Genomic DNA, 13,455 nt, shown 5'->3' with positions numbered 1-13,455 from the left:
GAGGTTTCCCTCCGGGGCGTCGTCCTGTCCGGTTCGACCGAAATCAGACGCCGTGGGCCAGCACCGCCAGCAGCAGCAGGGCCACGATGTTGGTGATCTTGATCATCGGGTTCACGGCCGGGCCCGAGGTGTCCTTGTAGGGGTCGCCGACGGTGTCGCCGGTGACGGCGGCCTTGTGGGTGTCGCCGCCCTTGCTGTGCAGGACGCCGTCCTTGTCGGTGAAGCCTTCCTCGATCACCTTCTTGGCGTTGTCCCAGGCGCCGCCGCCGCTGGTCATCGAGATGGCCACGAATAGGCCGGTGACGATCACCCCCATCAGCATGGCCCCGAGGCTGGCGAAGGCGTCGACCTTGCCGGCGATCGCCTTGATGACGAAGAACAGCGCCACCGGCGAGATCACCGGCAGCAGGCTGGGCACGATCATCTCGCGGATCGCCGCCTTGGTCAGGATGTCGACGGCCCGGCCGTATTCCGGCTTGACCTCATAGGTCATGATCCCGGGATTCTCGCGGAACTGGCGGCGGACCTCGGCCACCACAGACTCGGCCGCCCGGCCCACGGCGGTCATCGACATGCCGCCGAACAGGAAGGGCAGCAGCCCCCCGAACAGCAGCCCGACCACGACATAGGGGTTGGACAGGTCGAAGGTCACCGGGCCCATGCCGTCGAAGAAGCCGCCCGCCTCGGCGTTGGCCGAGAAGAACTTCAGGTCCTCGGTATAGGCGGCGAACAGCACCAGGGCGCCCAGGCCGGCCGAGCCGATGGCGTAGCCCTTGGTCACGGCCTTGGTGGTGTTGCCCACGGCGTCGAGGGCGTCGGTGGTGACCCGGACCTCCTTGGGCAGGCCGGCCATCTCGGCGATGCCGCCGGCGTTGTCGGTGACCGGGCCGAAGGCGTCCAGGGCGACGATGAAGCCGGCCAGGGACAGCATGGTGGTCACGGCGATGGCGATGCCGAACAGCCCCGCCAGATTATAGGCCACCAGGATGCCGACGATGATCGTCAGGGCCGGCAGCGCCGTGGACTCCAGCGACATGGCCAGGCCTTGGATGACATTGGTGCCGTGGCCCGAGACGCTGGCCTGGGCCACCGACTTCACCGGCCGGAAGCCCGTGCCGGTGTAGTATTCGGTGATCACCACGATCGCGGCGGTGACCGCCAGCCCGACCAGGCCGCAATAGAACAGGTTGTCGGCGGTGAACATCCGGCCGTCCAGCTCGATCGCGTTCGGCACCAGCTGGTGGATCACGTACCAGACCGCCGGGATCGACAGCACGCCGGTGACGATCAGGCCCTGGTAGAGGGCGCCCATGATGTTCTGCTTCTTGCCCAGGCGGACGAAGAAGGCGCCGATGATCGAGGTGACGATGCAGACCGCGCAGATGGCCAGCGGCAGCAGCATCATCGAGGCCACCACGTCGGTGCCGGCGAAGAAGATCGCCGCCAGCACCATGGTGGCGACCGTGGTCACCGCATAGGTCTCGAACAGGTCGGCGGCCATGCCGGCGCAGTCGCCGACATTGTCGCCGACATTGTCGGCGATGGTCGCGGCGTTGCGGGGGTCGTCTTCCGGAATGCCGGCCTCGACCTTGCCGACCAGGTCGCCGCCGACGTCGGCGCCCTTGGTGAAGATGCCGCCGCCCAGGCGGGCGAAGATCGAGATCAGGCTGGCGCCGAAGCCCAGCGACACCAGGGAGTCGACCACGACCCGGTCGGTGCCGTCATGACCCAGGCTCAACAGCAGGGCGAAATAGCCGGCCACGCCGATCAGGGCGAAGCCCGCCACCAGCATGCCGGTCACCGCGCCCGAGGTGAAGGCCATCGACAGGCCTTTTGCCAGGCTCTCGGACGAGGCCTGGGCGGTGCGGACATTGGCCCGCACCGAGATCAGCATGCCCGCGAAGCCGGCCGCGCCCGACAGGATCGCGCCCAGGGCGAAGCCGACCGGCTGCTCCCACGACTTGAAGAAGAACGCCAGCAGGGCGATGACCACCACCCCGACGATGGCGATCGTCGTGTACTGGCGCTTGAGGTAGGCCTGGGCCCCCTCCTGGATCGCCGCGGCGATCTCCTGCATCTTCGCATTGCCGGGCGAGGCCCGCATCAGCGAGGCCGTCTGCACGGCGCCGTACAGCACCGCCAACAACCCGGCCCCTATGGCCACGTAAAGCCAAGAACTCATCGTCAATTCGCCCTCTTCGCGTTCCAATCACGAGAGGGTCGCCGGTCCAGCCGAAGCACGATCGCCAAGGATCGCCTCCGCCGCACGCGACGGGCGGGCCTTTGGCCTCGTGCCCCCCTCGATGCTCCCTGATGACGCCGGTCTGGCGCCAAGGCCGCGACAGTGCCAAATGGTCGCGGCCCGCGCAACCGCCTGCGGGAACGGCGTTCAATCAGCGCGAAAGCTTCGCGGACGCGGTTTTCGCGCCGGTCAGGGCACCAGGTCGGGATCGGAGGGCGCCTGGCGCGGGGCGGGAGCCGCGGCCGCCTGGGGTCGGGGCTTGGGCGGCGGGGCGATGAAGTTGCGCGGCGTCTGCTTGATGAGGGTCACCGACGCCGCCTTGCCCGGCCCCATCAGGCGATTGGCCTCGCGCAGGATCGAGGCCTTCAGCCGCGCCTCGTCGACGAGGCTGTAGCTGTCGGGCCGGACGAACGGCTTGGCGTGGGCCTCGCGAACGATGGCGTCACGCAGCATCGGCTCCTGGCCCTCGAACGCCGCCACCGGCACCTCGGGCTTCAGGGTCAGGCTCAACTGGACGAACACATAGTTGACCAGCCGGCCGTCGACGATGATCGGCAGGGCCATGGACTGCAGCCTGATGACCGGATCGACCTTCGGATCGGCTTCGCCTTCCTTCTTCTTGGCCGCATTGGCCCAGGCCGGCGTCGCCGCCAGGGCCAGGGAAACGGCCAGGAACGCGCGGCGGCGAAGGGGCGGCGGAGAGGTCATGCCCATCCCTTAACCAACAAGGCTTGAGGTTTGGTTTCCTCGGCCGCCGCCGGCCCTTTTGTCACGCCTGGGCGTGCGCCACCGCCCGGGCCAGGTGGGCCAGGTTCTCCTCGGCCTGCTTCTTGCGCGCCCAGACCGAGTGCGGGAAGCGGACCATCGACTCGTCCTCCACATGGATGGAGGCGATCGCCCCGCCGGAGGTCTCGACGACCTGATAGATGATCGCCCCCTGGTCCGACGCCTCGACGATCTTCATTTCCAGCGTGCGGCCGGGATCCAGCGCCGTGACCTCGGTGATGAACGAGAACTGCCAGCCGAGCACGCCGACATCGTGGCGCACGCGCGAGCCGACGGCCAGCGGCCCCGGCGTCAGGGTCTCGGCCTTGCCGCCCTTGGCGACCCACTCGCCTTCGCGGTCGGGGTCGAACATGATCGCGGCCACCGCCTCCGGCGACGCATAGATCGTGTGTTCCACAAAGATGTGCATGAGGCCTGGCTCCCTGTCACCGCAGCTTCATTGGCTGCTGGTTCGCTGGGATCACCTTGACCTGAATCAACGCCGACCGGGCATCGCGGAGGCGCTTAATGGCGCGCCTACCCGTGCAGCCAGCCCAGCCGTTCGGGGGTGATGTCCTTGCCCTTGAACAGGGCGCAGACCCCCTCGCCCTCCACGAACTCGCCGATGTCGCGCACCGGCACCCCGGCAGCCATGGCGGCGGCCTGGAAGGCGGCCACGTCGGTGGGATCGACGGCGCAGACGATCTCGTAGTCGTCGCCGCCCGACGCCAGCGACATCCGCGCCTCGCCGGCCTCGGGCTGGGCGCTGAGCCAGTTTCGGGCCCCCGGCGACAGCGGCAGGCGGTCGAGGTCGACCTTGACCCGCAGGCCGCTGGCCTTGGCCACGTGGCCGGCGTCGGCCAGCAGGCCGTCGGAGACGTCGGCGGCGGCCCGGGCGTAGGCCCGCAGGGCGTCGCGGATGCTCAGGCGCGGCGGCGGCAGGCGATAGCTGTGCACCAGCCCGCCGTCCGGGTCCTCGACCTCGCCCCAGTGGGCCAGCAGGCCCAGCCAGCCGTCGCCGATCGTGCCGCTGACCATCAGCCGGTCGCCGACCCGCGCCCCGCGCCGCAGCACCGCGTCGCCGCTGGGCACCCAACCCAGGAAGGTCGCCGAGACCACCATCGGGCCCGAGGTGGTGACGGTGTCGCCGCCCAGCAGGCTGATATCGAAGGCCTCGCCGTCCTCGGCCAGGCCGCGGGCGAAGGTCTCGCGATCGGTCAGGGTGGTGCCCGACGGCCAGCCCACCGCCAGGAAATAGCCGTAGGGCACCGCCGCCTTGGCCGCCAGGTCGGAAAGATTGGTGCGCAGCAGTCGCTTGGCCACCACGTCGAGGTCCTCGCCGGCCAGGAAATGCACCCCGGCGACCATGGCGTCCTTGGTGATCACCAGGTCGTAGCCGGGACGCGAGGGCAGCACGGCGGCGTCGTCCAGCAGGTCCAGCGCCGCCTGGTCGCCGCGGGTCAGTGGCCGCAGCAGGCGCTCGATCAAGCCGAACTCGTCGACCGGCGGGGCTTCCGCCGGGGTCGCGGCCTCGTCGAACCACGCGTCGTCGGCCGCCGCCGTTTCCGGCGTCGGTTCGTCGAACCAGTCGTCGTCAGCTTCTGGCGTCACGCGCGATGGCGTCCAGGGCGCCGTTGATGAAACCGGATTCCGGTCCCTCGAAGAAGGATTTGGCGATTTCGACATATTCGTTGATGACCACCTCGGTGGGCACGTCGGGCCGGTGCATCAGCTCGTAGGCGCCCGAGCGCAGGACGGCGCGGGCGGTGGCGTCCAGCCGCTCCAGCTTCCAGCCCGAGGCCAGGCGGCGGACGATGGCCTGGTCGACGGCGGCCTGGTGCGCGACGACGCCCTTGGCCAGGTCGGCGAAGAAGGTCTCGTCGGCGGCCGCCAGCTGGTCGCCGTCCGGGCCGTCGACATCTCGGTCGAAGCGGTGCTCGGCGAACTCGCGGACCACCGCGTCGACGCCGACGCCGGAGACTTCCATCTGATAGAGGGCCTGGACGGCGGCCAGGCGGGCCACCGAGCGGGGCTGGATGCGATCGCCCCGGCTCATCGGCCGGCCCCCAGCAGCTGGCGGCGCAGGGCCACCAGTTCCAGGCATTCGCGAGCCGCATGGCCGCCGCGGTCGCCCTCGGAGACCTTGGCGCGGGTCCAGGCCTGGTCCTCGTCGTCGACGTTCAGCACGCCGTAGCCGATGGCCAGGCGCTTGCCGATCGCCAGGTCCTGCAGGCCGCGGGCGGTTTCGTTGGCGATGATCTCGAAGGTGTAGGTCTCGCCGCGGATGATCGCCCCCAGGGCCACGAAGCCGTCATAGCGCACGCCGACCGGCCGGTGGCCGGCCTCTTCGGCCAGGGCGACCGCGGCGGGAATCTGCAGGGCGTCGGAGACGGTGATCACGTCGAAGTCCGCGTCATGGGCCTCGATCGCCTGGGTCGCGCCGCGCAGCAGCTCGTCGGACAGCCCCGAATAGCGGCGGCCCTCCACGATCAGCAGGCGAATCTTGTCTTCCACCATAGTCCCTGAACTCTCCTCGACGGGACCGGTCCTTTCGGAACAAGCGGCGCCGTCGCAAAATCGAATCGTAGAATGCGCCTATAGCTCGTCTTCGGCGACGTCGCTGAGGCCCTCGGCCCCGAGAAACTTCGCAAAATCGCTGGTTTCCCGGAAATCGCGATAGACCGAGGCGTACCTGACATAGGCGACGTCATCGAGCGACTTCAGCGCCTTCATGACCATCTCGCCCACCGCCGAGGACGGCAGCTCGGTCTCGCCCTGGCTTTCCAGCTGCCGGACGATGCCGTTGACCATCCGCTCGACCCGCTCCGGATCGACCGGCCGCTTGCGCGTGGCGATCGAGATCGAGCGCACCAGCTTCTCGCGGTCGAACGGCGAGCGCCGGCCCGAGCGCTTGACGATGGTCAACTCGCGCAGCTGCACCCGCTCGAAGGTGGTGAAGCGGCCGCCGCATTCGGGGCACAGTCGACGGCGACGGATGGCCGCCCCGTCTTCCGACGGCCGGCTGTCCTTCACCTGGCTTTCCATATGGCCGCAGAACGGGCAGCGCATGATCTAGGCCCTCCCGACCAAGTCAGGGCCCATTAGTTGTAGATCGGGAACCGCGCCGTCAAGGCCAGGACTTCCTCGCGCACCCGGGCCTCGACCTCGGCATTGCCGTCAGGACCGTTGATTGCAAGACCGTTGACAACCTCGCCGATCAGTTGGCCGACCCGGGTGAACTCGGCGACGCCGAACCCGCGGGTGGTGCCGGCCGGGGTGCCCAGGCGGATGCCGGAGGTGACGGTGAACGGCGCGGTGTCGAACGGCACGCCGTTCTTGTTGCAGGTCATGTGGGCCCGCTCAAGGCTGTGCTCGGCGTCGCGGCCGGTCACGCCCTTGGGCCGCAGGTCGACCAGCATGAGGTGGCTGTCGGTGCCGCCCGAGACGATGTTGACCCCTTGAGTCTGCAGGGCTTCGGACAACGCCCGGGCGTTATCGATCACCTGACGGGCGTAGGCCTTGAACGACGGCTGCAGCGCCTCGCCGAAGGCCACGGCCTTGGCGGCGATCACATGCTCCAGCGGACCGCCCTGCAGGCCGGGGAACACCGCCGAATTGACCTTCTTGATGATCGCCTCGTCATTGGTCAGCACCATGCCGCCGCGCGGGCCGCGCAGGGTCTTGTGGGTGGTGGTGGTGACCACGTGGGCGTGCGGGATCGGGCTGGGGAACACCCCGCCGGCCACCAGACCCGCGAAGTGGGCCATGTCGACCATCAGATAGGCGCCGATCGCGTCGGCGATCTGGCGGAAGCGGGCGAAGTCGATCTGGCGGCTGTAGGCGCTGCCGCCGGCGATGATCAGCTTGGGCTTCTCGCGCTGGGCGATCTCCTCCACGGCGTCGTAGTCGATCTGCTGGTCCTGCTGGCGCACGGTGTAGGACACCGGCTTGAACCACTTGCCCGACTGGTTGGCGGGGCTGCCGTGGGTCAGGTGGCCGCCGGCCGCCAGGTCCATGCCCAGGAAGGTGTCGCCCGGCTGGAGGAGCGCCATGAACACCGACTGGTTGGCCTGCGAGCCCGAGTGCGGCTGGACGTTGGCGAAGCCGGCCCCGAACAGCGCCTTGGCCCGTTCGATGGCGATGGTCTCGATCTCGTCGACATATTCGCAGCCGCCGTAGTAGCGCCGGCCTGGATAGCCCTCGGCGTACTTGTTGGTCAGGATCGAGCCCTGGGCCTCCAGCACCGCCCGCGAGACGATGTTCTCCGAGGCGATCAGCTCGATCTGGTTCTGCTGGCGGTTCAGCTCCAGGCCGATGCGATCGAAGATGTCGCGATCGGCCGCGGCCAGGTCGGCGCCGAAAAAGGCGGTCTTGTCGGCGGTGATGTTGGCGGCCGGGGCGGTCATGGACGCTCTCCTGGGGCTGGGAGACTTGAGGCAGGAACACTGGCGGGAGTCAGCGCGCTCTCTTTAACCCCCTTCGCGCCGCGATCAATCCGGGAACCTCACGATAGCGGCGCGCGTTGGGCACGAACCGGGCCGGCTATAGCTGGCGCGCCGGGCGTTCGAGTGACTTTGAAACACAGTAACTTTGCAAACAGGGTGGAAGCGTATGGCGACGTCGCATGACGAGATTCAAACCGACGGCGACGCCATCGACATCCTCGGCCTCAGCGCCGGAATCGTCGCCGCCTATGTGGCCCAGAACACCGTGGCGTCCACGGCGGTGCCCGAACTGATCCGCTCGGTCCACGGCGCCCTGTCGTCCCTGACGACCGCCGAGGCCCCGCAGCCGACCGACAAGCCCAAGCCGGCGGTGCCGGTGTCGCGCTCGGTGCAGCGCGACTACATCGTCTGCCTGGAGGACGGCCAGAAGCTGAAGATGCTCAAGCGCTACCTGCGCACCCATTACGATATGAGCCCCGAGGAATATCGCCGCAAATGGTCCCTGCCCGGCGACTATCCGATGGTCGCCCCGGCCTATGCCGAACGCCGCTCGGACTTCGCCAAGCAGATCGGCCTGGGCAAGGGCAAGATGCGGGGGCGGTAGCGGGAACCCTCTCCCATAGGGAGAGGGTGAGTTTTAAGCCGCGTGGCCGCCCATGCGGGCGACGTTGCAGTGGGCCCAGAGCTTTTCCATCGCCCCCACCAGCTTGCGCATCATGTCGTCGGTGTGGAACGGCGTCGGGGTGAAGCGCAGGCGTTCGGTGCCGCGCGGCACGGTCGGGTAGTTGATCGGCTGCACATAGACGCCGTGGTCGGCCAGCAGCATGTCGCTGATCAGCTTGGTGTGGTGGGCGTCGCCGACCAGCACCGGCACGATGTGGCTGTCATTGTCCATCACCGGCAGGCCGGCGGCCTTGAACATCGCCTTCAGGGTGGCGGCGCGCTCCTGGTGGGCCTCGCGGACCTCCGGATGCTGCTTGAGCCAGCGGACGCTGGCCAGGGCCCCGGCCGTCAGGGCCGGCGGCAGCGAGGTGGTGAAGATGAAGCCCGAGGCGACCAGGCGGATGGCGTCGATCACCACGGCGTCGCCGGTGATATAGCCGCCCATCACCCCGAAGGCCTTGCCCAGGGTGCCCTCGATGATGTCGATCTGGTCCATCAGGCCGTCGCGCTCGGCGACGCCGCCGCCGCGCGGGCCGTACATGCCCACGGCGTGGACCTCGTCGAGATAGGTCATGGCCCCGTAGCGCTTGGCCAGGGCCGCGGTGGCGCCGATGTCGGCGATGTCGCCGTCCATCGAATAGACGCTCTCGAAAGCCACCAGCTTGGGCGCGTCGGCCGGCGCGGCGGCCAGCAGCTGCTCCAGGTGCTCAAGATCGTTGTGCCGGAACACGTGGCGCTCGCAGCCGCCGTTGCGGATGCCGGCGATCATCGAGGCGTGGTTCAGGGCGTCGGAGAAGATGATCAGGCCCGGCAGCAGCTTCTGCAGCGCCGTCAGGCTGGCCTCGTTGGAGACATAGCCCGAGGTGAACAGCAGGGCCGCGGGCTTGCCGTGCAGGTCGGCCAGCTCGGCTTCCAGCTCGACGTGATGGTGGTTGGTGCCGGAGATGTTGCGGGTGCCGCCCGAGCCGGAGCCGTGGCTGTCGATCGCCGCGTGCATGGCGTCCAGCACCACCGGGTTCTGGCCCTGGCCGAGATAGTCGTTGCTGCACCAGACCACGACCTCGCGCTCGACGCCCTGGCCGTCGGTCCAGGTGGCGCGAGGAAACGCGCCGCGATGGCGCTTGAGGTCGGCGAACACCCGGTAGCGGCCTTCATCGCGGATCTGGTCGACGGCGCTGCGGAACGCGGCTTGGTAATCCATGATGTCTTTACTCGACAGACCCGGTCGGCCCGATCGGTCCCTTCTCAAGGCTTGGCTTTTCGCACCAGCGACGCCCTCTGTCCACATAGGGACGTCTACCTACGAACTTAAGGCGCGAATGGACGCATCGCATGCGTGAACGAACAGGCGCCGCTCGGGTCAACGCCTCAATTCAGCTCGCCGAGCCTGCCGCGCAGCATCTGCAGCACCGCCGAGAAGTCCTTGCCGCCAAAGCCGTTGGCGTCGAACAGGGCGTAGAGGGCCTCGGCCTGGGCGCCCATCGGCGTGGAGGCGCCGGCCTTGGCGGCGGCGTCCTGGGCCAGCTTCAGGTCCTTGAGCATCATCGCCGTGGCGAAGCCGCCCTCGTAGTGGCGGTCGGCCGGGGTGGCGGGGCCCACGCCGGGCACCGGGCAATAGGTGTTGACCGACCAGCACTGGCCCGACGACTGGCTGGCGATCGCGAAGAACCGCTCGGCGGCCAGGCCCAGCTTCTCGGCCAGGGCGAAGGCCTCGCAGGTTCCCAGCATCGACACGCCCAGCAGCATGTTGTTGCAGATCTTGGCCGCCTGGCCGGCCCCGGGCTCGCCGGCGTGGATGGTCACCCGCGCCATCGGCTCGAGCGCCGCCTGGACGGCGGCGAAATCCGCGTCGTCGCAGCCGACCATGAAGGCCAGGGTCCCGGCCTCGGCGGCCATGATCCCGCCCGACACCGGGGCGTCGGCGAAGCGGAAGCCCGCCGCCCTGGCCTGGACGGCCACGGCCCGGGCGCTGTCGACGTCGATGGTCGAGCAGTCGATCAGCAGGGCCGATTTGGGGGCGTGGACCAGCACCTGCTCGCCATACACCGAGCGCACATGGGGCCCGGCCGGCAGCATGGTGATCACCACCTGCGCGTCCTTGACCGCCTCGGCCGCCGAGCCCGCCGCCCGGCACCCCGCCGCCACCGCCTTGTCCAGCGCCGCCGCCGACAGGTCGAAGGCGCTGACCTGATGCTGCGCCCTGGCCTGGTTGGCGGCCATGCCGCCGCCCATATTGCCCAGGCCGATGAAGGCGATGCGGGTCATGCCCGTGCTCCCCAAAGCGAACCGCGCCTCATGGGCGCGGCTCTTGTCGTGGTCTGCGGCGCCCTGTGTCCTTCGAGGCTCGCCTGCGGCTCGCACCTCAGGATGAGGACGTCAGCACAAAGCCCCTCATCCTGAGGCGCCCGCGCAGCGGGCCTCGAAGGACGCAGGGCCTCGCCTCTACCGCCCCGCCGCCGGCTTGCGGAACTTGTAGATGAACTGGTCAGTCTTGCCGCGGATCGACGGGTCGAAGACGCTCAGCGTGTGCTTGTCGGCGCTGTCGCGCAGGATGCGGCTCTCGCCCTCGAAGATGAAGCCGGCGGCGGTGACCTCCTGCTTGACGGCGGCGGGGTCGATGCGGTGCAGGGTCTCGGTGTCGCGCAGGCCCGAGCCCGCCTCGGCCACGTGGTCGAGCACCAGATAGACGCCGCCCGGCTTCAGGGCCTTGAAGACCTGGCGGTTGACCACCGACAGGTCGGCCGGGCCCATGAACTTGTCGTGCATGTCGTGGTAGTTCTGGGCGGTGAACACCAGGTCCAGCTTCTCCGGCGCAGCGAAGCTGGGCAGGGTGTTGAGGATCACCGAGACGTTCTTGTAGTTCGGGTCGGCGGCGATCGCCTTCACCGCCGGCTCGCGCTTGGCCAGCTTGGTCAGCTCGTCGGGCACGTAGGCGTAGACGTGGCCGCGGGGCCCGACCGCCTTGGAGAAGATGCGGGTGAAATAGCCGCCGCCGGGAATCAGGTCGGCGACCTTGGCCCCCGGCTTGACGCCGGCGAAGGCCAGGGTCTCGGCCGGCAGGCGCAGCTCGTCGCGGACCATGTCGGCGGACGGGCGCGCCGGATCCGACAGGGCCGCGGCGATGTTGGCCGGGATGGCGACCGGGGCGTTGGCCGGCGGGGGCGGCGGGGCCGCGGGACCCATCGGGGTCGTGGCGCAGGCGGTCAGGGCGAGCGCGGCGACGAGGCTGAGTAGCGGCTTACGCATGGGTGTTCCTTCCGACGATCATCTTCTCGTTGCACGGCAAGCTAGCGCAGCAAAGACGCTACGTCAGCGGCGTCCATTCCTGGCCGGCCGGCAAGGGCGCGAAAATCTCATCCAACATCGCGTCGGTGACGCCTGCAAGCTCTGCCGGATCCCAAAGCGGCGCATTGTCCTTGTCGATGATCACCGCCCGCACGCCTTCGAGGAAATCATGCCTCTGCACGACGCGGGCCCCGATCCGGTATTCCATGGCCATGTTGTCGGCGAAGTCGGTCATTGCCGCGCCCGCCTCCAACTGGCGGAAGGCGACCTTCAGGGTCTGGGGCGACTTGGTCTGCATCACCGCCAGCTGGGCCTTGCCCCAGTCGCTGCTGTCGGCCTCGAGGAATTCGAAGATCTGCTCGACGCTGTCGCCGACGAACAGCCGGTTGAGGTCCTGCTCGACGCTGACCAGCGGGGCCTTGCCGGCGTCGGCGCGATACTTTTTCAGGATGTCGTCGATGCGGCGCGGGTCGGCGACGATAGCCTTCTTCAACCCCTCGACCGCCCCGAACTCGACGAAGTGGGTGGCGATCCCCAGCCGCAGGCAATCGGCCCCCTTGATCCGCGCCCCGGTCAGGGCCAGCCACAGCCCGGCCTTGCCGGGCAGGCGCGGCAGGTACCAGCCGCCGCCGACGTCGGGGAACAGGCCGATGCCGGTCTCGGGCATGGCGAAGGTCGTGCGCTCGGTGGCGATCCGATAGTGGGCCGGCATCGAGATCCCGACCCCGCCGCCCATCACCACCCCGTCGAGGAGGGCGACCACCGGGGTCTCGTAGGTGAACAGCAGGTGGTTCAGCTGGTACTCGGTGTGGAAGAAGGCTCGCGCCTCGACACCGTCGCCCGCCCCGCTGCGGGCCAGCATGCGGATGTCGCCGCCGGCGCAGAAGCCGCGCTCGCCGGCATGGTCGATGATCACCATGTAGATCTCGGGATCGTCGCGCCAGTCGAGCAGGGCGCCGATCATGATCTCGCACATGGTCTGGGTCAGGGCGTGCAGCGCCTGGGGCCGGTTCAGGGTCAGGCGGCCGACGTTCTTCTGGACGCGGACGAGGACTTCGGGCTGGTCGGTCATGGATTCCGTGGGGCTAAGCGGTCGCTCTAAGATCGAAACATTCGATGCCCGCCTGGCCGGCGGCGGCCAGCAAGGCTTCGTCGCGTGAGGCCAGAGGCGTCCCTCGGTCAAGAGCGAGCGCGAAATAGGAAACATCGAAGAGGCTGAGACGAACGGTGCGCGCCAGCAACGCCAGTTCCTCGATCCCGACCGCCGGGGCATGGAGCTGCACGTCGAGGCGCCGATAATCCGCCAAGGCCTTCCCATACTGCTCGTCGGTCAGCAGGCCTCGCCGCACCATGCCGACCAGCACGTTATAGACCTCCCACTCGAAGATGGCGGGCGCTTCGAAAATCATCGCGTCTCCCTCGCCGAGGAGCGCGGCCGCAGCGTCGGTCGCCTGCGAAGGCAACAACCAGGCCAGGGCGGCCGAGGCGTCGAGAACGACCGATCTCACTCGCGGGCCATCTGCTTCAGGTCTTCCCAGGTCAGCTTCTCGACTTCAGGATGGGCGGCCGCGATCGACTCGCGAAGCGCTTTGAAACGGGCGACGAGTTCCTTTGCAGAGGTCTTTCGTGCACGGACCTGCCCTGCTTCGAGCACGGGCGCCAGCGTGGCCACCGCACGGCCGTGGCGGGTGATGGTCACCGTCTCGCCGTCCCTCTCGACGGCGTCCAGCAACGACGACAGGTGGGTCTTGGCTTCGAGCACGCCGACTTCACGCATGGGAGTCTCCCAATTCTGACCAGTTGTGGTCAGACTAGCACATCACGCCCGAAACATCTCGCGGGCGATGATCACCCGCATGATCTCGTTGGTCCCTTCCAGGATCTGGTGGACCCGCAGGTCGCGGACGATGCGCTCCAGCGGGTAGTCCTGCAGGTAGCCGTAGCCGCCGTGCAGCTGCAGGGCGTCGTTGGCGACCTGGAAGCCGGCGTCGGTGGCGAAGCGCTTGGCCATGGCGCACAGCTTGGTGGCGGCGGGGTCCTTGCGGTCCAGGGCGG

The 13,455-nt window shown here is 68.7% G+C and carries 16 protein-coding genes and 1 pseudogene; 2 read left to right on the top strand and 15 right to left on the bottom strand.

From position 1 onward, the window contains the following. Window positions 1-43 precede the first annotated feature (43 nt). The 8 genes from ACIPQB_RS21090 to glyA form a co-directional block, all read right to left on the bottom strand. Entirely contained in the window at window positions 44-2,182 is a 2,139-nt protein-coding gene (locus tag ACIPQB_RS21090) for a sodium-translocating pyrophosphatase (protein ID WP_446487214.1), read from the bottom strand. 249 nt (window positions 2,183-2,431) lie between these two features. Next, window positions 2,432-2,950, bottom strand: coding sequence for a hypothetical protein (locus tag ACIPQB_RS21085; RefSeq protein ID WP_446487213.1), 519 nt, complete (start codon window positions 2,948-2,950; stop codon window positions 2,432-2,434). A gap of 61 nt (window positions 2,951-3,011) precedes the next feature. Further along, window positions 3,012-3,437, bottom strand: a complete 426-nt coding sequence (locus ACIPQB_RS21080) for an SRPBCC family protein (RefSeq protein WP_446487212.1) — start codon at window positions 3,435-3,437, stop codon at window positions 3,012-3,014. Window positions 3,438-3,544: 107 nt separating this feature from the next. After that, window positions 3,545-4,693 carry a thiamine-phosphate kinase gene (gene thiL, locus ACIPQB_RS21075; RefSeq protein ID WP_446487211.1) on the bottom strand — a complete coding sequence of 383 codons (1,149 nt, stop codon included), beginning with the start codon at window positions 4,691-4,693 and terminating at the stop codon, window positions 3,545-3,547. Continuing rightward, window positions 4,602-5,063, bottom strand: a complete 462-nt coding sequence (nusB, locus tag ACIPQB_RS21070; protein ID WP_446487210.1) for a transcription antitermination factor NusB — start codon at window positions 5,061-5,063, stop codon at window positions 4,602-4,604. Before nusB ends, thiL begins: the two co-directional genes overlap by 92 nt. Beyond that, window positions 5,060-5,524 carry a 6,7-dimethyl-8-ribityllumazine synthase gene (locus ACIPQB_RS21065; RefSeq protein ID WP_446487209.1) on the bottom strand — a complete coding sequence of 155 codons (465 nt, stop codon included), beginning with the start codon at window positions 5,522-5,524 and terminating at the stop codon, window positions 5,060-5,062. The genes nusB and ACIPQB_RS21065 overlap by 4 nt, the downstream gene beginning before the upstream one ends. A gap of 78 nt (window positions 5,525-5,602) precedes the next feature. Then, complete coding sequence (gene nrdR, locus ACIPQB_RS21060) at window positions 5,603-6,076, bottom strand: transcriptional regulator NrdR (RefSeq protein WP_446487208.1); 474 nt, start codon at window positions 6,074-6,076, stop codon at window positions 5,603-5,605. 32 nt (window positions 6,077-6,108) lie between these two features. Continuing rightward, window positions 6,109-7,413, bottom strand: coding sequence for a serine hydroxymethyltransferase (gene glyA / locus ACIPQB_RS21055; RefSeq protein ID WP_446487207.1), 1,305 nt, complete (start codon window positions 7,411-7,413; stop codon window positions 6,109-6,111). Between the two features lie 205 nt (window positions 7,414-7,618). On the opposite strand from glyA, the gene ACIPQB_RS21050 reads away from it, so the two are divergent. Beyond that, window positions 7,619-8,056, top strand: a complete 438-nt coding sequence (locus ACIPQB_RS21050; protein WP_446487206.1) for a MucR family transcriptional regulator — start codon at window positions 7,619-7,621, stop codon at window positions 8,054-8,056. 33 nt (window positions 8,057-8,089) lie between these two features. Here ACIPQB_RS21050 and hemA read toward each other — a convergent pair whose 3' ends face one another. Together hemA and mmsB are read right to left on the bottom strand one after the other, a co-directional pair. Next, on the bottom strand, window positions 8,090-9,316 hold the full coding sequence (hemA, locus tag ACIPQB_RS21045) for a 5-aminolevulinate synthase (RefSeq protein ID WP_446487205.1): 1,227 nt from the start codon (window positions 9,314-9,316) through the stop codon (window positions 8,090-8,092). A 167-nt stretch (window positions 9,317-9,483) separates the two neighbouring features. Continuing rightward, window positions 9,484-10,395, bottom strand: coding sequence for a 3-hydroxyisobutyrate dehydrogenase (gene mmsB / locus ACIPQB_RS21040; protein ID WP_446487204.1), 912 nt, complete (start codon window positions 10,393-10,395; stop codon window positions 9,484-9,486). Window positions 10,396-10,433: 38 nt separating this feature from the next. On the opposite strand from mmsB, the pseudogene ACIPQB_RS21035 reads away from it, so the two are divergent. Next, window positions 10,434-10,591 (top strand): annotated as a pseudogene (locus ACIPQB_RS21035) (hypothetical protein). Here ACIPQB_RS21035 and ACIPQB_RS21030 read toward each other — a convergent pair. From ACIPQB_RS21030 to ACIPQB_RS21010, 5 genes are all read right to left on the bottom strand, one after another. Next, window positions 10,558-11,361, bottom strand: a complete 804-nt coding sequence (locus ACIPQB_RS21030; protein ID WP_446487203.1) for a class I SAM-dependent methyltransferase — start codon at window positions 11,359-11,361, stop codon at window positions 10,558-10,560. The pseudogene ACIPQB_RS21035 and the gene ACIPQB_RS21030 overlap by 34 nt on opposite strands. Before the next feature lie 58 nt (window positions 11,362-11,419). After that, window positions 11,420-12,472, bottom strand: coding sequence for an enoyl-CoA hydratase/isomerase family protein (locus ACIPQB_RS21025; RefSeq protein WP_446487202.1), 1,053 nt, complete (start codon window positions 12,470-12,472; stop codon window positions 11,420-11,422). Window positions 12,473-12,485: 13 nt separating this feature from the next. Further along, window positions 12,486-12,908 (bottom strand): type II toxin-antitoxin system VapC family toxin, encoded by a 423-nt coding sequence (locus ACIPQB_RS21020; RefSeq protein ID WP_446487201.1) that lies wholly within the window; start codon window positions 12,906-12,908, stop codon window positions 12,486-12,488. Further along, window positions 12,905-13,177, bottom strand: coding sequence for a type II toxin-antitoxin system Phd/YefM family antitoxin (locus ACIPQB_RS21015; protein ID WP_446487200.1), 273 nt, complete (start codon window positions 13,175-13,177; stop codon window positions 12,905-12,907). The genes ACIPQB_RS21020 and ACIPQB_RS21015 overlap by 4 nt, the downstream gene beginning before the upstream one ends. Window positions 13,178-13,219: 42 nt before the next feature. Continuing rightward, a partial coding sequence (locus ACIPQB_RS21010) for an acyl-CoA dehydrogenase family protein (protein WP_446483135.1) occupies window positions 13,220-13,455 on the bottom strand: 236 nt, incomplete at its 5' end.

It is taken from the genome of Caulobacter sp. LARHSG274, from assembly GCF_052871235.1.
The sequence above is the reverse complement of the archived record's forward strand: the minus strand, read 5'-3'. Positions and strand labels throughout refer to the sequence as shown.